14 protein-coding genes and 1 pseudogene are annotated in these 18504 nt (G+C 73.2%); 8 read left to right on the top strand and 7 right to left on the bottom strand.

The window, feature by feature from the left end:
* Nucleotides 1-440: 440 nt before the first annotated feature.
* The gene (locus ACQP0U_RS31080) at nt 441-1184 is read right to left on the bottom strand and encodes a metallophosphoesterase family protein (RefSeq protein ID WP_433314032.1); all 744 of its coding nucleotides are present in this window, start codon (nt 1182-1184) and stop codon (nt 441-443) included.
* A 111-nt stretch (nt 1185-1295) separates the two neighbouring features.
* On the bottom strand, nt 1296-1973 hold the full coding sequence (locus ACQP0U_RS31075; protein WP_007466162.1) for a Crp/Fnr family transcriptional regulator: 678 nt from the start codon (nt 1971-1973) through the stop codon (nt 1296-1298).
* Nucleotides 1974-2116: 143 nt separating this feature from the next.
* Here ACQP0U_RS31075 and ACQP0U_RS31070 point away from each other — a divergent pair, with 143 nt between their 5' ends.
* The 6 genes and pseudogenes from ACQP0U_RS31070 (at nt 2117) to ACQP0U_RS31045 (ending at nt 7418) form a co-directional block, all read left to right on the top strand.
* Nucleotides 2117-2779 (top strand): adenosylcobinamide amidohydrolase, encoded by a 663-nt coding sequence (locus ACQP0U_RS31070; RefSeq protein WP_433314029.1) that lies wholly within the window; start codon nt 2117-2119, stop codon nt 2777-2779.
* A gap of 56 nt (nt 2780-2835) precedes the next feature.
* On the top strand, nt 2836-4014 hold the full coding sequence (locus tag ACQP0U_RS31065) for a CapA family protein (protein WP_433314027.1): 1179 nt from the start codon (nt 2836-2838) through the stop codon (nt 4012-4014).
* 41 nt (nt 4015-4055) lie between these two features.
* Nucleotides 4056-4844, top strand: a complete 789-nt coding sequence (gene nth / locus ACQP0U_RS31060) for an endonuclease III (RefSeq protein WP_308193408.1) — start codon at nt 4056-4058, stop codon at nt 4842-4844.
* Nucleotides 4841-5487, top strand: a pseudogene (locus ACQP0U_RS31055) (TlpA family protein disulfide reductase). The gene nth and the pseudogene ACQP0U_RS31055 overlap by 4 nt, the downstream one beginning before the upstream one ends.
* Entirely contained in the window at nt 5484-6176 is a 693-nt protein-coding gene (locus ACQP0U_RS31050; protein WP_433314023.1) for an NUDIX hydrolase, read from the top strand. Before ACQP0U_RS31055 ends, ACQP0U_RS31050 begins: the two are co-directional and overlap by 4 nt.
* 63 nt (nt 6177-6239) lie before the next feature.
* The gene (locus tag ACQP0U_RS31045; RefSeq protein WP_433314020.1) at nt 6240-7418 is read left to right on the top strand and encodes a MarP family serine protease; all 1179 of its coding nucleotides are present in this window, start codon (nt 6240-6242) and stop codon (nt 7416-7418) included.
* 19 nt (nt 7419-7437) lie between these two features.
* On the opposite strand, the gene ACQP0U_RS31040 is transcribed toward ACQP0U_RS31045, so the two are convergent.
* The 4 genes from ACQP0U_RS31040 to eccCa all read right to left on the bottom strand — a co-directional run bounded on the left by ACQP0U_RS31040 (nt 7438) and on the right by eccCa (nt 14425).
* Nucleotides 7438-8145: a phosphatase PAP2 family protein gene (locus ACQP0U_RS31040; protein WP_433314017.1), complete on the bottom strand. Its 708-nt coding sequence runs from the start codon at nt 8143-8145 to the stop codon at nt 7438-7440.
* A 37-nt stretch (nt 8146-8182) separates the two neighbouring features.
* Nucleotides 8183-8974 carry a phosphatase PAP2 family protein gene (locus tag ACQP0U_RS31035; RefSeq protein ID WP_433314014.1) on the bottom strand — a complete coding sequence of 264 codons (792 nt, stop codon included), beginning with the start codon at nt 8972-8974 and terminating at the stop codon, nt 8183-8185.
* 52 nt (nt 8975-9026) lie between these two features.
* Nucleotides 9027-10367 (bottom strand): type VII secretion-associated serine protease mycosin, encoded by a 1341-nt coding sequence (gene mycP / locus ACQP0U_RS31030; protein ID WP_433314012.1) that lies wholly within the window; start codon nt 10365-10367, stop codon nt 9027-9029.
* A gap of 74 nt (nt 10368-10441) precedes the next feature.
* Complete coding sequence (gene eccCa / locus ACQP0U_RS31025) at nt 10442-14425, bottom strand: type VII secretion protein EccCa (protein WP_433314009.1); 3984 nt, start codon at nt 14423-14425, stop codon at nt 10442-10444.
* Between the two features lie 101 nt (nt 14426-14526).
* On the opposite strand from eccCa, the gene eccD reads away from it, so the two are divergent.
* The gene (eccD, locus tag ACQP0U_RS31020) at nt 14527-15930 is read left to right on the top strand and encodes a type VII secretion integral membrane protein EccD (protein ID WP_433314007.1); all 1404 of its coding nucleotides are present in this window, start codon (nt 14527-14529) and stop codon (nt 15928-15930) included.
* Nucleotides 15931-15961: 31 nt separating this feature from the next.
* Here the strand turns inward: eccD and ACQP0U_RS31015 are convergent, their stop codons facing one another.
* Complete coding sequence (locus ACQP0U_RS31015) at nt 15962-16468, bottom strand: inorganic diphosphatase (protein WP_210780802.1); 507 nt, start codon at nt 16466-16468, stop codon at nt 15962-15964.
* A 523-nt stretch (nt 16469-16991) separates the two neighbouring features.
* Between ACQP0U_RS31015 and dacB the strand changes: the two genes are divergently transcribed.
* On the top strand, nt 16992-18482 hold the full coding sequence (dacB, locus tag ACQP0U_RS31010; protein WP_433321296.1) for a D-alanyl-D-alanine carboxypeptidase/D-alanyl-D-alanine endopeptidase: 1491 nt from the start codon (nt 16992-16994) through the stop codon (nt 18480-18482).
* Nucleotides 18483-18504 lie beyond the last annotated feature (22 nt).

The raw sequence follows: 18504 nt of genomic DNA, 5'->3' as shown, positions 1-18504 counted from the left end.
TCCGCAGTACTCGGTGAGGCTCGCTATGGAGCTGATGTCGCAAACGAATCATCCGCGGACCGGTGCCGTCCGACCGGGGATGTCCGACCGGGGCCGTGCGGCCGGGGCCGTGCGGCCGGGGATGTCCGACCGGGGCCGTCCCGACCGGGGCCGTCCCGACCGGGCCGTCCCACCGGGCCGTCCGACCGGTGCCCTCCGACCGAACCCCTCGACCTCGCCCGCCGGTCGGGCTCCGCTGATGTCGCAAACGATTCAGCTCCAAAGGCAACCCGACTAAGGTCTTCCAGCCGCCCAGCCGCCCAGCCGCCCAGCCGCCCAGCCGCCCAGCCGCCCAGCCGCCCAGCCGCCCAGCCGCCCAGCCGCCCAGCCGTCCAGCCGTCCAGCCGCCCAGCCGGCCCGCCGAGGCGCTCCGCCCGTCCGGCCCGCCGAGGCGTCCCGGCTCAGCGGCCGTCGCGGGGGCCGAAGACCTCCAGCGCAGCGGCGTCGCTGTGCTGGGAGCGCAGGTACTCGTCAGCCCACGCGGCGGCGTCGGGAAAGGTCGACTCCGCCGCCACGCGGGCGCAGGCAGCGTCCACGTCGAAGGCGGTGCGGCGCAGTTGGACGCCCGGCCCGAGCAGTGCCCACCACGCGCCAGCGCCCCCGTACGGCATGCCGATGCTGCCCGGGTTGACCACCAGACGCCGATCGACGAGCCGGGTGAAGGGCATGTGCGTGTGGCCGCAGACCACCGTGGCGACGTCGGCGGGGAGACCGTTGAACACCTCCGCCCAGCGCGCCATCCGGGAGTCGACGAGCACCATCTCCTCGTCATCGCGGGGAGTCGCGTGGCAGAACAGCGTCCGTCCGAGGCCGTCGATCTCCAGCGTCGCCGTCGCCGGCAGCGCGGCGAGCCGGGCCACCTGGTCGTCGCGCAGTTGCCCGGCGGCCCAGTTCGACACCTCGATCGACGCCGGGCGGCCGGCACGGGCCTCGACCAGCTCGCGGTCGGCGTTGCCACCGACCCAGCACACCCGGTCGCCCAGACCGGCGAGCACGTCCAGCACCTCGACCGGTTGCGGGCCGGCGGCGATGTCGCCGGTGAGCACGATCAGATCGGCGGCGACGACGTCCGGCTCGGCCAGTACGGCCTCCAGCGCCGGGAGGACGCCATGGATGTCGGAGAGCACGGCAACACGGTTCACCATGGCCCCACCCTCACCGCTGACACCGCCCCGAGGCCAGGGTTTCTGCGCCAGGCAGACGAGAAACGTCCCCGCCCGCCGTCGGTGACGGCAGGCGGGGACGCGCTGTGCTGCTCAGACGCGGGCGCGACGGGCCAGGCGCTCCGGGTCCAGGATGATGATGCTCTTGCCGTCCAGCCGCAGCCAGCCGCGCGACGCGAAGTCGGCGAGCGCCTTGTTGACGGTCTCCCGAGAGGCGCCGACGAGCTGGGCGATCTCCTCCTGGGTGAGGTCGTGGGTCACCCGCAGAACGCCGCCGTCGCGGGTGCCGAAGCGGCCCGCCATCTGGAGCAGGTTCTTGGCGACCCGGCCCGGCACGTCCGTGAAGATCAGGTCGGCGAGCGAGTCGTTGGTCCGGCGCAGCCGCCGGGCGAGCACCCGGAGCAACTGCTCGGCGATCTCCGGGCGGTTGTTGAGCCACGGCCGCAGCGCCTGCTTACGCAGCCGCACCAGCCGGGTGTCGGTCACCGCGGTGGCGGTCGCCGTACGCGGACCCGGGTCGAAGAGCGACAGCTCACCGACCATGTCCGACGGCCCCATCACCGCGATCAGGTTCTGTCGGCCGTCCGCAGCGCGGCGACCAACCTTGATCTTCCCGGACAGCAGGATGTAGAGGCTGTCACCGGGCTCGCCCTCATTGAAGACGATCTCGCCCTTGCGGACTTCGATCGTCTCCATCTCCTTGGCAAGCGCCTCGGCAGCTTCCGGGTCAACACCCTGGAAGATCCCGCTGCGGGCCAGTACCTCGTCCATTGCGCACCTCCGGTTGCGCGTGCCGTCCGTCGGCCGGGGCCGCCGTCCGCTGATCCCCTCGCGCGCCGCCAAGTCTAGGCGCACGTGAGCATGAATCAGAGGTCGCCCCTGGAATCTTGATCGGTGGGCGTAACCTGCCCGACGTGCTGAGCGAGCCGATTCTGACCAGCCGCGCCGAGGACGGGCGCCACGTACCGCTGCTCGTCTGGCGCGCGGACGTGCCCCTGCGGGCGGTCAGCAGCGGCCCGCTGGGTGGTGGCATCGGGGTCCGGCGGTGGGTGCTGAACGCGACAGTGCCGATGTCGTACGACCGGGAGGACCCGGCGGCGCACCTGGCCTCACTCGCCGCCGAGCTGGCCCTCGACGGGGCCGGGGTCGGTCTGCTGACCGGCGTCGACGTGGCCGAGGTGGTGGCGCGGACCGACACCGGGGTCAGGGCCTGGGTGACGGTCGGGCTCGGCACGCCGGTGCCCGCGGCCGCGCCGACGCCGGCCGCGCTCGCCCAACGCGTCGGCACCGTCAACATCGTGGTGTACCTGCCGGCCCGACTCGCCGACTCGGCGCTCGTCAACGCCGTGGCCACCGCGACCGAGGCGAAGACCCAGGCGATCACGGAGCTGGGGCTGCCGGGGACCGGCACGCCCACCGACGCGGTCACCGTGCTCTGCCCGGTGGACGGGCCGGAGGCCGCGTACGGCGGCCCGCGCTCCACCTGGGGTGCACCGCTCGCCCGAGCGGTGCACGCGGCGGTGCTCGCCGGTGGCGCCCGGCCGGTCGTACCGTGGTCTGAGCAGCTCAGGGGCTGAAAGTCCAACCGATCGGCTGTCGTTGGCGCGTTTAACGACCGGTAGGGTCGCGGACGATGTACGCTCCCGCCCCCCTCGCGTCCCGCCCGCGCCGCCGCGTCGCCCTTGTCCTCGCCGCGCTGCTGGCCGCCCTCCTCGTGGCCGGCTGTGCCGACTCCGGTGGTGAGGCGCCCGTCTGGCAGCCCGGCGCGGGAGGTGGTGGCACCGGCGCGCCGGTCTCCACGGCCGGCCCGAAGGCCACCGGGCCCGCGTCCTCCGGTCAGGGTGGCGCGATCTCGCTCTCCGCCACCGGCGACATCATCATGGGCAACGCGCCCAGTCGGCTCCCCGCCGCCGGTGGTAAGGGCTTCTTCGACTCGGTCACCGGGGCGCTGAAGGCCGATCTGGTGATGGGCAACCTGGAGGAGCCGCTGACGGTCGACACCGGCACCGGCAAGTGCGGGGCCAACTCGACCCGCTGCTTCCAGTTCCGTGCCCCACCGGAGTACGCCGGGCACCTGCGTGACGCCGGCTTCGACGTGCTCAACCAGGCCAACAACCATGGGTACGACTACGGGCCCAAGGGCTACGAGAACACCCAGAAGGCACTGAAGAAGTACGACCTGGAGCACACCGGCGCCCCGAACGAGATCACCGTGGTCGAGGTCAAGGGCGTCAAGGTCGCGGTCGCCGGTTTCTCGTCGTACGTCTGGTCCAACAGCCTCGTTGACATCGCCAAGGCCAAAGCGGTGGTCGCCAAGGCCGCGACCCTGGCCGACCTGGTCGTGGTGCAGGTGCACATGGGCGGCGAGGGCGCCGACAAGACCCGGGTGAAGCCGGGCACCGAGATGTTCCTGGGCGAAAACCGGGGCGACCCCGTGAAGTTCTCGCACGCCATGATCGACGCCGGGGCCGATCTGATCGTCGGGCACGGCCCGCACGTGCTGCGTGGGATGGAGTTCTACCAGGGGCGGCTGATCGCGTACAGCCTCGGCAACTTCGCCGGCGGCGGTAACTCGCTGAGCAACAACGGTCGCCTCGGCTGGGGTGGGGTGCTGAAGGTGTCGCTCAAGCCGGACGGCAGTTGGGCCGGCGGCTCGTTCACCTCGACGTACATGAACGCCGCGGGCAAGCCGACGATGGACCCGGACGACCGCGGTCTGGGTCTGGTCACCGAGTTGAGCCGCGCCGACTTCCCGAAGGGCGGCGCTCGCCTCGACGGGCAGGGAAAGATCTCGCCGCCGACCGCCGGCTGACCCGACGAGGAGCGTCCGGGGTGCGACGTAGGCTGACCGTCGTGACCAGTAGCCCTCCCGGTGCCAGCGAGACCGACCTCGGGCGCAAACGCCGTGCCCGCAAGATCGGCCGGGTGCTGGCCGAGACGCATCCCGACGCGCATTGTGAGCTGGACCACTCCAACGCCCTTGAGTTGGCCGTCGCCACGATCCTGTCCGCGCAGTGCACGGACAAGAAGGTCAACGAGGTCACCCCGAAGCTCTTCGCCCGCTACCCGAGCGCTGCCGCGTACGCCGCCGCCGACCGGGGCGAGATGGAGGAGCTGATCCGGCCCACCGGCTTCTACCGCAACAAGACCGACTCGCTGCTCAAGCTCGGTCAGGCGCTCCTCGACAGGTACGACGGCACGGTCCCGGGCCGGCTCGTCGACCTGGTGACGCTCCCCGGCATCGGCCGCAAGACCGCCAACGTGATCCTCGGCAACGCCTTCGACGTCCCCGGCATCACCGTCGACACGCACTTCCAGCGGCTGGTCCACCGTTGGCGGCTGACCACCGAGACCGACCCGGTCAAGATCGAGCACGCGATCGGCGCGCTGTACGACAAGCGCGACTGGACCATGCTCTCGCACCGGATCATCTTCCACGGGCGACGGGTCTGCCACGCCCGTAAGCCGGCCTGTGGTGCGTGCACCCTCGCGAAGCTCTGCCCTTCGTACGGCACCGGCCCGACCGAGCCGGCGGCCGCCGCGAAGCTGCTCAAGGGCCCCCGGGCGCGTGACCTCGCGGTTGCCGCCGGGGTCGATCCGGAGCTGGTGCCCGCGCAGGCGATCGCGGCGGAGGTGCCGTGAACCGCCGCCTCGCCCTTGCCGCCCTGCCGCTGCTGCTGGCCGTCGCCGGTTGCACCAGCGGCACCGCCGACGACGAGCCAGCCCCCGTCCGGCCGCCGCTGAGCGACCATCCCCGTTCCGGGACTGCGCCACGCTGAGCACGGCACCCACGGCCGCGTCGCCCGGCTCCCGCACGACTGCGCCCGGCACGTCGGGCCCGACGGCCCGCGCCGCTGGCGGGCAGGCGCTGCCGGAGCTGACGCTCTCCTGCTTCACCGGCGGTACCCCCGTCGCGCTGCGGGAGGTGGCCGGGCCGGCGGTGATCAACGTGTGGGCCTCCTGGTGCCCGCCGTGCCGCAAGGAGTTGCCCGCTTTCCAACGCCTCAGCGAACGGGCCGCCGGTCAGCTCCAGGTGGTCGGGGTCAACAGCCGGGACAGCCGCAGCGGCGCCCAGTCCATCGGTGAGGACTTCGGCGTCCGGTTCCCGATCCTGGTGGACCAGGGCGAGGCGTTACAGCGCGAGCTGAAGCGCAACGCCATCCCGCTGACCCTCTTCGTCGACGCCGACGGTCAGGTCCGGCACATCGACGCCACCGGCGCTCTCGACGACGCCACGCTCGCCAGCCTGGTCCGCCAGCACCTCGGCCTGGCGGTGCCGGCGTGACCCGTCGGCCACCCGAGTGGATCGAGCCGTTGCTGACCCGGCTGGGCACCGCCCGCGCCGAGGACTTCACCCGGCTGACCACCCCGGCCGAGGGCGGTCGGGAGAGCGCGGTGCTGGTGCTGCTCGGCGAGCAGCCCGGCGCGGGTCCCGACGTGCTGGTCCTGCAACGCGCCGCCACCCTGCGCAACCACGCCGGGCAGCCGGCCTTTCCCGGGGGTGCGGCCGACCCGGAGGACGCCGACGTCCGCGCCACCGCCCTGCGCGAGGCGAACGAGGAGGTGGGCCTCGACCCGGCCAGCGTGACAGTGCTGGCCGAGCTGCCGAAACTGTGGATCCCGGTCAGCGACTTCGTGGTCACGCCGGTGCTGGCCTGGTGGCACGACCCGCACCCGGTGCACCCACGGGAGCCGGCCGAGGTCGCCCACGTCGCCCGCCTGCCAGTCAGCGAGCTTGTCGATCCGGCCAACCGACTGCGGGTCCGCCACCCCAGCGGCTGGATCGGGCCGGCGTTCTCGGCGCGCGGAATGCTCGTCTGGGGCTTCACCGCCGGGGTGCTCGCCACCCTGCTCGAGATGGGCGGCTGGGCCCGTCCGTGGTCGCCTGGCCGGGTGGTGGAACTTCCGCCGACCGGGGCGACACCTGCCCCGTCCGCCGGCACCGACGAGGCCGACGAGAACGCCCTGCGCTGACCGCACGGTCACCATCCGCAAGCGATGGTCATCCGCCGGGCGCACTGCCCGTACGCTTGACCCGTGTCCGTCGTGGATCTCGTCCTGCTGCTGCTCATGCTCGTGTTCGCGATCAGCGGATACCGCCAGGGTTTCGTCATCGGCGTCACGTCGTTGTCCGGCTTCTTCCTGGGTCTGCTGCTGGGTCTCCAGCTCGGGCCGCTGTTCGCCAGACAGTTCGTGGACGCCGGCACCCGCGTGCTGATCTCGCTCGTGGCGATCTTCGGGCTGGCGGTGGTCGGGCAGGCACTCGCCGGTTGGCTCGGCTCGCACCTGCGCAAGACGATCACCAGCGACGTGGGCAAACGGATCGACGACGTCGGTGGGGCGTTCGTCTCGCTCTTCGCGGTGCTCCTGCTCGCCTGGCTGGTCGCCGTGCCGCTCGGCTCGTCGTCGGTGCCCTGGCTCGCCGCCTCGGTCCGCAACAGCGCCTTGATCACGGTGGTCAACCAGGTCCTGCCGGAACAGGCCCACCAGTTGTCCACGGCGTTGGAGGACACCGTCGACACCGACGGGTTCCCGGACGTCTTCGGTGACCTCGCGCCCACCCGAGCCCGGCAGGTCGACCCCCCGGACCCGGCACTGGCCGGCTCGCAGGTGGTGGTCAGCGGTCAGCAGTCGGTCGTCAAGGTGCTCGGCTCCGCGCCCAGCTGTTCACGCCGGATCGAGGGGTCCGGCTTCGTGTACGCGGACGACCGGGTGATGACCAACGCGCACGTGGTGGCCGGCACCCGCTCGGTCGCCGTGGAGTTGGGCGGCGAGCGGTATGACGGCAAGGTGGTGGTCTACGACCCGAACCGGGACCTGGCGGTGCTGCTCGTGCCGGGGCTGCCCGGGCCGTCCCTGCGCTTCGCCGCCGGCAACGCGGGCAGTGGCGCAGATGCCATCGTGCTCGGCTTCCCGCTCGACGGCCCGTACAACGCGCAGTCGGCGCGGGTCCGGGACGTCGACCGGATCAAGGGCCCGGACATCTACTCCTCCAACGAGGTGACCCGGGAGATCTACACGATCCGGGCGCTGGTCCGCAGCGGCAACTCGGGCGGTCCGCTGCTCTCCGCCAACGGTCTGGTGCTCGGCGTGATCTTCGCGGCGGCGTCGGACGACCCGAACACCGGCTTCGCGGTGACGGCGGCCGAGGCCCGCCCGGTGGCGTTGGCCGGGGCCGAACGCAACAGGCAGGTCGGCACCGGCGAGTGCACCTGAGCGTCGCCGCGAGGTCGGCTCAGCCCCGGGCCGCGAGGGTGGGACGCCCGACGGTCGGCAGCTTCGTCCGGCCCCACCGCAGCCCCCGGTCCAGCACGGCACGGGCCATGATCGCGACGCACGTGCCGCCGTTGAGGAAGGACGCCACCACGTCGCTCGGGTGGTGCATCCCCCGGTACATCCGGGTCAGCGCCACGCCCAGCGGCACCGTCAGCAGCAGCGTCCACCAGGCGACCTTTGCTCCGGTGCTCCGTGCCCGCAGCGCCATCAGCACGGCGATGCCGACGTAGAGCGCCACCGCCGCCGAGGTGTGCCCGGACGGGAAGCTCGACGTGGGTGGCGACACGTCCATGTGCTCCACCGCCGGCCGCTGCCTGTCGATCGCCAGCGTGGTCAGCAGGAATACCAGTGCCTGGGCGGTCACCGCAGCGCACAGGAACAACGGCTCGCGCCAACGCTTCAGCCAGAGCCGCAGCGCCAACGCCACCAGCACGGTGACCACGACGATCATCTGCGTGCTGGCCAGCGTGCTGAAAACCAGCGAGATGTTGTTCCAGTCGCCGGTGCGGTCGGCGGCCAGTTCCCGGTTCACCGCGTCCTCCACGGTGAACGGCCAGGTCCGCGCGAACACCCGGGTGACCAGCACCCCGAGCAGCACCATGAGCCCCAGCAGGAGGGACACCGGCAGCAGCACCCGCCGGACGATCTGGACCACGGTCTCGGACATGGGTCGGCCAGTACCCGGCCGAGCCCGTCGTCACGCCTCAGGTCGCTCCCGGGTACCGCTCGACCTCGGGAGCGACGCCGTCACGGGTCGGCCGGACCGGCCGCAGACCTGTGTGTGCCCGCCAACTGGTGAATGCGGCGGTGGTCGCCGCGACCACCGCCACCCCGAGCAACCATCCGCCCAGCACGTCGCTGGTGAAGTGCACTCCGAGCGCCACCCTGCTCAATCCGGTCACCACGGTGATCAGCACCGCCGCGACCCAGAGCGCGGTCCGCGCCGCCCCCCGCCCGGCGTACGGAAGGAGGACCAGCAGCAGCACCCCGGCGGCCAGTGTGGCGTTCAGCGCGTGCCCCGAGGGGAACGAGTAGCCGGCGGCCCGCGCCACCGGGTCGAGCAACTCCGGCCGGTCCCGGCCGACGAGCAGCTTGAGCAGCGGACCGACCAACCCGCCGACGACCATGGTGGTGGCCGCCCAGAGGGCCAGGCGGCGGGCTCCCCGGCGCAGGAGCCAGACCACCAGGAGCAGGGCGACGGCCCGCAGCGGCATCGGTGCGAACACCTCGGTCCAGACCCGCATCAGCATGACCCAGGCCGGGTGCTCCTGCGCGTAGCCGTGCAGCGCGTCGGTGACCGCGGTGTCCAGCCGGTGCAGCGGTGCCCAGGCGCCGAGCACCAGCAGTGTGAGCAGCGCGAACGGCACCAGCACCAGGAAAGCCGCCGCCGCGGCGAGGGTGAGCCGCAGCCCCAGCGCATGGTCCCTGTCGAATCGGCGTTGTCGCCAGGACGGCTGGCCGGTGGGGGCGAGGGTGGGCGGCCGCTGCGTACTCATGGGTCCGTTCTACCCGGCCGGGCAGCCGGTCAGACCTGCCGGTCGGTCGGGATCAACGAGTCCGCTGACGCAGTCGGCGGACCATCAGGGCCGCACCGGCGACCAGAGCGACGAGGAGCACGACAGTTGTCCACAGTTGTTCCGGCGCGGACGTGTCCTGACCGCCCGCCGCCCGAGCCGTCCACCGACTCTGCTGACCGGATGCGGCGAGGCCGAGTGGGTCGCTGCCGGCACCGGCCACCGGATCGTCGTCGGCCGAGCCGGGCGCCGGACCGAAGCCGGTCACACCCGGCGACGTCTGGTCGTCCAGCGGGTTGACGGTCACCGGCGGCACCTGAGCGGTCAACGCGGCCACCGGGTCGACCACCCCGTACCCGAAGCGGTCGTCCCGACCGGTCGGGCCGAGGTCCCGGGCAGTGGACAGCAGTCGGTTGACCACCTCACCCGCGGGCATCTGCGGATAGCGGGACCGGACCAGCGCGGCGGTCGCGGCCACAAGTGGCGCGGCGAAGCTGGTGCCCTGCACCCGCCAGTACCCGCCGGGGGGCTTCGCGCCGACCAGCCCGCTGGCGGGGGCGGTGAGCACCGTCGCCCGGCCGGTGATCGAGCCGGACCACAGGTTGTCGCTACTGCGTTCGAGACCGGAGACCGCGATCACACCCGGCTCCCGAGCCGGATACCAGACCTTCGTGCTGGTGGAGGTGGCCAGGTTGCCGGTGCAGGCCACCACGACCACGTCCCGGACGAACGCGTAGTCCAGGGCGGCGGCCAGGGCCGGGCTGTCGCCGCTGCCGCCCAACGACAGGTTGATCACGCGGGCCCCGTTGTCGACCGCCCAGCGCACCCCCTGGGCGACGATCAGCGCGTCGTCGTAGCGGTTCTCCTCGTCCAACACGCGGACCGGCAGGATCCGGGCGTCCGGCGCCAGGCCGACCACGCCCCGCTTGTCGTCGCTACGCCCGGCGATCAGGCCGGCGACAGTGGTGCCGTGGCCCACCGGATCCGGGCCCGGAGCGCCGCCGGGGCCGACCAGGTCCTTGCCGGGCAGCACCTGGCCGACCAGGTCGGGGTGGGTGCCATCCACTCCGGAGTCGACCACCGCCACGGTCACGCCACGGCCGGTGGAGCTACGCCACGCCGTCTCGGCCTGCAACTCGTCGAGTTGCCACTGCTCGTCGCGGACCTGGTCGGTGCGGGCGATGGTGTCACCGGGGGCGAACGCCATCGGCGCGCCGGCGAGCTGTCCACCGTTCGTGGGCGCGGCGACCGGCACGGCCGCCGCGGTCGGGGCCACGACGGCGAGCGCCGCGGCCACGCCGAGCAGAGCCCGGCCGGTCGCTCGTCGGGCCGCTGACGGACCGCTGTACCGCACCCCAGTCACATCCCCAGCCATTCATCCCGACGGAACCATGACGATCGGAGATTACCGGTTTCCCCACCCGTCACGGGAAGAACCGGCGAGTCAGGTCACTGCGGCGGCAGTTGAGCCAGCTGAACGAGGCGTACTCCCTCTCGCCGGGTGACCAGCCGACCACGCCCCGGCGGCAGCGGTCCGGGCCGCACCGGCCCGACGAGTGCGCCCTCCTCGGGGCTGCCCGCCATCACCAGGCCGGCGGTGGACAACTCCCGCAGGCGCTGCACGATCGGCTCGTACTGTGCGCGGCCCGCCCCACCGGACCGGCGGGCCAGCACCAGGTGCAGCCCGATGTCCCGGGCGTGCGGCAGGTGCTCCTCCAGGGCCCGCAACGGGTTCGCCGGCCCCGCCGCCACCAGGTCGTAGTCGTCCACCAGCACGAACAGCTCGGGGCCCGACCACCAGGACCGGTCCCGCAGCTGTTGCGGGGTGACCTCCGGCCCGGGGGCCCGCCGCTCCAGGTAGCCGGCGGCCGACTCGACCAGGTCGGCGGTGTGTGCCGCGGCGGTGCCGTACCCGATCAGGTGTGGCGTCTCGATGGCGCCGAGCAGGCTGCGCCGGTAGTCGACGAGGATCACCCGGGCCTGCTCGGGAGTGAACCGGGTGATGATCGACGTGGCGAGCGCGCGCAGGAACGACGACTTGCCGCACTCCGAGTCCCCGAAGACCACGAAGTGGGGCTCGGTGGCGAAGTCGATCAGCACCGGGCGCAGATCGGCCTCCGCGATCCCGATCGGCAGCCGCAGCCCGGTCGTCGAGGCGAGGTCCAGATCGGCGTACGGCAGCACCGGCGGGAGCAGCCGTACCCGGGGCGCCGGAGGGCCCGCCCACCCGTCCGCGGCCCTCTTGACCAGGTCGGCGGTGTCCCCGCTGGAGGTGCCGAGCTGAGGGAACGCGGTGAGGAAGTGCAGGCCCTCAGCGGTCACCCCTCGCCCGGCCCGCTCCGGCACGTTCGCGGCCGCACGCCGAGCCACAAGCGAGTCGGCCGGATCACCGAGGCGCAGCTCCAGCCGGGAGCCGAACAGGTCTCTGATCGCCGGCCGGAAATCCAGCCAGCGCAGCGCGGTGGCGACCACGTGCAGCCCGTACGACAGGCCCCGGGTGGCCAGGTCGGTGACGAGTGGCTCGAGATCGTCGTACTCGCCGCGGATGGTGCTCCATCCGTCGATCACCAGGAACACGTCACCGTACGGGTCGGCGCCCGGCTGACCGGCCGTACCCGCTGCCGCTCGACGCTGCCGGTACGCGGCCATCGACTCCACGCCCAGCTCGGCGAAGCGGCGTTCCCGGTCGACGAGCAGGGTGGTCATCTCGCCGACGGTGCGCCGTACGGCTGTCGGGTCGGCGCGGCCGGTCACGCCGCCCACGTGCGGGAGGTCGCGCAGCGCGGCCAGCCCACCGCCACCGAAGTCGAGGCAGTAGACCTGCACCTCGGCAGGTGTGTGGGTGAGCGCCAGCGCGCAGATCAGCGTGCGCAGGGCTGTCGACTTGCCGCTCTGCGGCGCGCCGACCACCGCGACGTGCCCGGCGGCGCCGTCCAGCGCCAGCCAGAGCAGGTCCCGGCGCTGCTCCAACGGTTTGTCCACGACCGCCATCGGCACTCCGAGTGCGCCGTGCAGCTCCGGGTTGCCCACGGTGAGCCCGCGCTTCGTTTGCACCTCGACCGGCCCGAGCAGCTCGTCCAGGGCCGGCGGTTGACCGAGCGGCGGGAGCCAGACCTGGTGCGCGGGCGGCCCCTGCCCGACGAGCCGGTCCACCAGCAGGTCGAGCAGCGTCCTACTGCCCTCATCCTCGGCCACGACGGGCACGACCGGGGTTGCCGGCTCGGGCACCGGTACGACGTGTGTGGTGAAGGTGAGCAGCCGCGTGCCCCCGTCGGCGGCGACGCCACCCGGCGCGGCCCGTCGGCGGACGGCACCGGAGACGTACGCGGCCTTGAAGCGGGCCAGCGGGTCGGTGCCGGCACGGAGGTAGCCGTGGCCCGGTGAGCGGGGCAGCTCGTGCGCGTCCGCCACGCCGAGCACCGTCCGGGACTCCAGCGCCGAGAAGGTGCGCAACCCGATCCGGTACGACAGGTGCGTGTCCAACCCTCGGAGCCGGCCCTCCTCCAGCCGTTGGCTGGCCAGCAGCAGGTGCACGCCGAGCGACCGGCCCAGCCGGCCGATCTGCACGAACAGGTCGATGAAGTCGGGCTTGGCGGAGAGCAGTTCCGAGAACTCGTCGCAGATCAGCAGCAACGACGGCAGTGGAGCGAGAGGGCTTCCGGCCGCCCGGGCCCGCTCGTAGTCGCGCACGCTGGCGAAGTTGCCGGCGCGGCGCAGCAGTTCCTGGCGGCGGACCAGCTCCCCGTTGATCGCGTCCACCATGCGATCGACCAGGGGCAACGCGTCGGCCAGGTTGGTGATCACGGCCGCGGTGTGCGGCAGCCTGTCGAACGACGTGAAGGTGGCACCGCCCTTGAAGTCGACCAGCACGAAGTTGAGCTGCTCGGAGCTGTGCGTGGCGGCGAGCCCCAGCACCAGCGTGCGGAGCAGCTCGGACTTGCCGGAGCCGGTCGCACCGATGAGCAGGCCGTGCGGGCCCATGCCGTCCTGGGCGGACTCCTTGAGGTCCAGTTCGATGGCGCCGCCGTCCGCGCCCACCCCGATCGGCACCCGCAGCCGGTCCCGGGCCGAGCGCGGCAGCCAGCCCTGCTCCGCGGTGAAGCTCTCCGGGTCACCGAGCCCGAGCAGCTCGGGGAGGCCCAGGTCGGCCTGGAACGGGGCGTCCGGCCCGCGTGCCGCGCCGGCGAGCCGCAGCGGCGCCAACCGTCGGGCGACCGCCTCGGCGTCGGCCAGGTCCAACTGGTCGGCGGTGCCCACCTCGGCGTGCCCGTCGGACGACAACGAGTGCAGCCGCCGGCCGTGCAACTCCAGCAGCAGCGCGTACCGGTCCAGCAGTCGGGGCGGCGGCGTGTCCAGGTCCAGCACGGTGACGGCGTCGATGCCGCCGTCGCCGGTCAGGTCACTGGCACCGGTCAGGTCGCCGCCGTCGAGGACCACCACCACGTGTGGACCGTCGGTGGCCGGGCCGGTCGGGCTGAACCGGGACCGCGTGGCCAGCACGTCGGCCAGCAGCGACTCCAGCTCGGCGGCCGAGCTGGTGACCAGCCGTACCGGGCCGAGCGCGTCGGTGCGGCCGGGATGGTGGGCGTGCGGGAGCCACTTCGCCCACTCCCAGCAGGCCCGGCGCTCCGGCCCCGCGCAGATCGCGATGAGCAGCTCGTCGGGGGCGTGGAACACCGCCAGCTGGGTCAGCACGGCCCGGACCAGCGCCTGCGCCGCCGGGTCGCCGGTGGGCGGGCCGCCGGTGGTCGGGGTGGTCGCCCGGCCACGGCCGGCGGGTCGCACGTGCACCCGGGCGAAGCTGCGCAGCGACAGCGCCACCGGCAGGTCCGGCACCACGGAGTACGCGTCCAGGAAGCGACGTAGCGCGCCGGCCGTCATCGGCTCCAGCTCCTCCAACGGCCGGGTGACCGGTGGGACGAGCGGGGTGGCCAGGGTCTGCGGCCCGACGGCGACCCGCACCACGGCGAAATCCGGGTCGGCGGGGCGGCGCTCCCAGACCCGGTGGCTGTCCACTGTCGACCAGAGCCGGCCCGGATCCGGGTGCCGGTAGTAGAGCCCGGCCCGTTGCTGGCCGGCGGTCCGCCGGACCCGCCGCCGCAGCGTGGCCAGGTGGCGCAGGTACTCCCTGCGGGCGGCCATCATCTCGGACTTCTTCGGGGTGCCGGAGGCGCTGCCCCAGGACGTCACGAGCATCGCCAACGAGGAGAGCCCGAACATCCCGCCCACCACGTACGAGTAGGCGCCGCCGCCCCGGCCGAACATCATCGCCATCGCCACCGTGCCGCCGAGCATGGGCAGCAGCATGAGCATCTGCTGCCAGCGTCCGCCGGTCACCACGGGGATCTCCGGCGGTGCGTCGACCGACAGCTCGCCGGCGGGAATCTCCGGTGCTGGTCGGCGCGGTGGCCGCTTGATGACGACTGTGGACACTCGGCCTCCTGACAGCGCTGGGTAACCCGAGCCTGGCTCATGGTAGGTAAAGTCCTGTCGTCCGCGCAGCCTCCGATCCCCCTCGATATGGAGACCAGTCGATGACTACCGGGCTGGCACGCGTCACCATCAGCGCGCCGCAACGACGGGTGGACGTCGCCCTGCCGGAGCAGGTGCCCCTGGCTGAGCTGCTGCCCGACGTGCTCCGGCACGCCGGTGTCGGGCTGGCCGACGACGGCGAGCAGCACGGCGGTTGGGTGCTGCGCCGTACCGACGGGGCGTTGCTGGTGACGGCACAGGCGCTGCTGCCGCAGGGGGTCCGCGACGGTGAGGTGCTGCACCTCGTGCCAGCCCGCGCGCACTGGCCCGAGTTGGAGTACGACGACGTCATCGAGGCGATCGCCGACGGCGCCCGCCGCCGTGGCGGCGCCTGGTCGCCCACTGCCACCCGGGCAGCCGGTCTGGCCGGTGCCGCCGTACCGCTCGCGGTCGGACTGCTCGCCCTGCTCGCCGGGGGCCCGACGCACCGGGCCGGCTGGCTGGCGGCTGTCGCGGTGGCGCTGGTGCTCACCGTGGCCGGCACGGTGGCCTCCCGTGCCAACGGCGACGGCGCCGCCGGTGCGACGCTCGGCGGCTACGCGCTGCCCTACGCGTTCACGGCCGGTGCCCTGGCCGTCGGCTCCGGCGACCCGGTCGGGCCGTTCGGGCCGGCCCGCTGGGTGGGCGCTCCCGAACTGCTGGCCGGCTCGGTCGCGCTGCTGCTGGTCGCGTTGATCGGCCTCCTCGGGGTGGCCAGCCGGCTGCGGGTCTTCGTGGCCGGTGTCACTGTCGGCCTGATCGGCGCGGGCGCGGCGCTCGGTGGGCTGCTGATGACCACCGCCGGTACGGCGGCGGTGCTGCTCAGCGCACTGGTCTTCGCCGTCGGCGTGATCCCGCTGCTGGCCATCCGGCTGGGCAAGCTGCCCCTGCCGCCGATCACCCTGCCGGCCTCGACCGCCGCGGAGGAGCCGGAGCGGGCCCGGGATCTGCCGGACCGGGGCCGGGTGCACGCCGCTGTGGTCCGCACCGAGGAGATGCTCACCGGGATGCTGATCGGCCACGCCCTGCTGGTGGTGGCCACAGCCGTCGTACTCGTCTTCGCCGGTGGCACGGCCGGTCGGGTGCTGGTGGCGGTCACCTCGGCCGTACTGCTGCTGCGGTCGCGGCTGTTCGTGGCCCTGCGACACCGGGTGCCGACGGTGCTCGCCGGGCTGGCCGGCTACGCGGTGCTGGGCGCGGTGCTTGTCGGTCGGGCCGACGAGGCCGGGCGGTTGGTGCTGGTCCTCGGCGGGGCGGCGCTGGCCCTGGTGGCGGTCGCCAGCGGCACCGGGTACGCGCGTCGGCCGGTCTCGCCGTACCTCGGAAGGATCGCGGACCTCACCGACACCGCCCTGGTGGTCGCCGTGGTGCCGATCGCCTGCGCGGTGCTCGACCTGTACGACCGGGCCCGAGGGTTGCTCGGTTGAGCGACCCTCGGGCCCGGTGTGTCAGCTGTCGTCAGTGGGTGGATTCGCCGCGCGCCTCGGCGTCCCTGGCCCGCTGGTAGGAGGCGTGGATCTCGGCCTCGGCCTCGGTGCGGCCGACCCAGGTCGCGCCCTCCACCGACTTGCCGGGCTCCAGGTCCTTGTACACCTCGAAGAAGTGCTGGATCTCCAGGCGGTCGAACTCGCCCAGGTGGTGGATGTCGCGCAGGTGCTCCTGGCGGGGGTCCTCGTAGGGCACGCAGAGGACCTTGTCGTCCCCGCCCTTCTCGTCGGTCATCCGGAACATGCCGATGGTGCGGCAGCGGATCAGGCAGCCCGGGAAGGTCGGCTCGGGGACCAGCACGAGGGCGTCCAGCGGGTCGCCGTCCTCGCCCAGCGTGCCCTCGATGAACCCGTAGTCGGCCGGGTACTGGGTGGACGTGAAGAGGGTGCGGTCCAACCGGATCCGGCCGGTCTTGTGGTCCACCTCGTACTTGTTCCGGTGACCCTTGGGGATCTCAACCGTCACGTCGAAATCCATCTGCACGCTCCCTCGTCTGCCCACGCTGGCTAACGGAACCACTGGCGACCCCCCGGACAGGTGAATGCCCACCCGCCGACTCCGGCCGCCGCATAGTCTTCGGACCGAAGTAGTGTCACCCAAGCCGTTTTTCGCTGGGGGAGGAGGGGGTCGTGGGGAGGGAAGATTCACACTACCGCCCGGACGGGGGCTCCGCGCACGGTACCGGACGATCCGGCTCCGGCAGTGCCAAGGGGCGGGTCCCGGTGCCGGAGGCGCACCTCCCACGGGCTCCCGAACCATCGACCCCGGCGCCGGAGACGGTGCCCGAGCGGCCGCCGCCGCTGCCCTGGCGCCCGCCTACCGGTTCGGCGTCACCCCCTCCGAACACCCCGCACTCTCCGGTGACCGGCGGTGACCGGCCGGTGAGCGGCCCGCCGCGCGGCAGTGCCACGGTCCCGGTCAGCCCTGCGCCGGTCAGCCCGTCGTTCGGTCCCGCGCCGGCCGGCCCCAACCCCGGTGGGGTCCCCCGTTGGGCCCGCCGATCTCCGCGCTGCCGGCACCCGCCGGCGCCGCACCCGCACCCGCACCCGAGCCCCCGCCCGCCCCGTCGCGCCGCCGAGGGCGGCTGCCGGTGGTGCTGGCCGCCGTGCTTCTGCTGGTGCTCGTCAGCGTCGGAGTCGTGATCACCCGTCCCGGCCCGGTCGCCGGGTGGCTCGGCGACGACGCCGGGTCCGGGCCGAACGCCGCAGGCGCGACCCCGGAACCCGCCCCGTCGGACGTGCTGGCCGGGCCGGATTCGAACGCCCCGGTACCCACCCAGGACGGGGTTCGTGCCGTGCTCGATCCACTGGTCGGCGTCGCCACACTGGGCGACCGGGTGAACGTCTCGGTCGCCGACGTGATCACCGGTCAGACGCTGTTCGCCAAGGGGGCGGACGACGGCACCGTCCCCGCCTCGGTGACCAAGCTGGCGACCGCGGTGACAGTGCTGGCGGCCCGGGGTCCCGGCTACCGGATTCCCACCCGTGCGCTGGCCGGCGCGAAGGCCGGCGAGGTGGTGATCGTCGGTGGCGGCGACCCGACCCTCGCGATCACCAAGAAGAGCTACTACCCGGGTGCTGCGCGCCTCGACGATCTGGCCGCCCAGGTGCGTACCGCGCTCGGCGGCACACCCCCGACCAGTGTGACCGTCGACGGCTCGGTCTACTCCGGCCCGGTCTACGGCCCTGGCTGGGACGACGACATCCCCACCGGCGGGTCGGGCGGCGCGGTGACCGCGTTGATGACCGACGGCGCGCGTACGGACCCCGGTGTGGAACACGGGTCCGCCCCACGGTTCGCCGAGCCGGACCTGGCCGCCGGCAAGGCGTTCGCCCGGTTGCTCGGTGTGCCGACCGACGCCGTGCGGCGTGGCACGGCTCCGGCCCAGGCGGCAGCCGGCGCCAACCCGGCACCGGGCACCGAGCTGGGCGTGGTGCAGTCTCCGCCGATGATCCGGCTCGTCGACGTCATGATCAGCGAGAGCGACAACCTGGTGGCTGAGGCGCTCGCCCGTCAGGTCGCGTTGGCCCGCAACCAGCCCGCCTCGTTCGACGGGGGCGCCGCCGCCATGGACGCCGAGGTGGCCGAGTTGGGCCTGCCGGCCGACGAGATCAGCGTCTCCGACGGCAGCGGCCTGTCCCGTCGTAACCGGATCAGCCCGTCGCTGCTGACCGATCTGATCCGGTTGGCCGCCAGTCCGGACCATCCGGAGCTGGCCGGCGTCTTCGGTGGTCTACCGGTGGGCGGTTGGTCCGGGACCCTGAACGAGCGCTACCGCAACGCACCGGGCACCGCTGCGGGCGCGGGCAGCGTCCGGGCCAAGACCGGCACCCTGACCGGCGTGCACTCCATCGCAGGCCTGGTCACCACCGCTGATGGTCGGCTGTTGGCCTTCGCGGTGCTCACCGACAAGGTGCCGGGTGACCGGGAGACCGCCCAGCCGGCGCTGGACCGGATCGCCGCCGCGCTGGCCGGCTGCGGCTGCGGCTGACCGTCCCCGGACCGGGGTGACG

Source organism: Micromonospora sp. CA-269861 (genome assembly GCF_050948505.1).
Lineage (GTDB): Bacteria > Actinomycetota > Actinomycetes > Mycobacteriales > Micromonosporaceae > Micromonospora.
This window is presented reverse-complemented; position numbering and strand designations above follow the sequence as displayed.

Coding starts and splice junctions, on each gene's coding strand:
- ACQP0U_RS31035 (WP_433314014.1), bottom strand. CDS start 8,974: ATGAGTACGCAGCGGCCGCCCACCCTCGCCCCCACCGGCCAGCCGTCC.
- ACQP0U_RS31065 (WP_433314027.1), top strand. CDS start 2,836: ATGTACGCTCCCGCCCCCCTCGCGTCCCGCCCGCGCCGCCGCGTCGCC.
- eccD (WP_433314007.1), top strand. CDS start 14,527: ATGACTACCGGGCTGGCACGCGTCACCATCAGCGCGCCGCAACGACGG.
- ACQP0U_RS31080 (WP_433314032.1), bottom strand. CDS start 1,184: ATGGTGAACCGTGTTGCCGTGCTCTCCGACATCCATGGCGTCCTCCCG.
- mycP (WP_433314012.1), bottom strand. CDS start 10,367: ATGGCTGGGGATGTGACTGGGGTGCGGTACAGCGGTCCGTCAGCGGCC.
- ACQP0U_RS31075 (WP_007466162.1), bottom strand. CDS start 1,973: ATGGACGAGGTACTGGCCCGCAGCGGGATCTTCCAGGGTGTTGACCCG.
- ACQP0U_RS31015 (WP_210780802.1), bottom strand. CDS start 16,468: ATGGATTTCGACGTGACGGTTGAGATCCCCAAGGGTCACCGGAACAAG.
- ACQP0U_RS31040 (WP_433314017.1), bottom strand. CDS start 8,145: ATGTCCGAGACCGTGGTCCAGATCGTCCGGCGGGTGCTGCTGCCGGTG.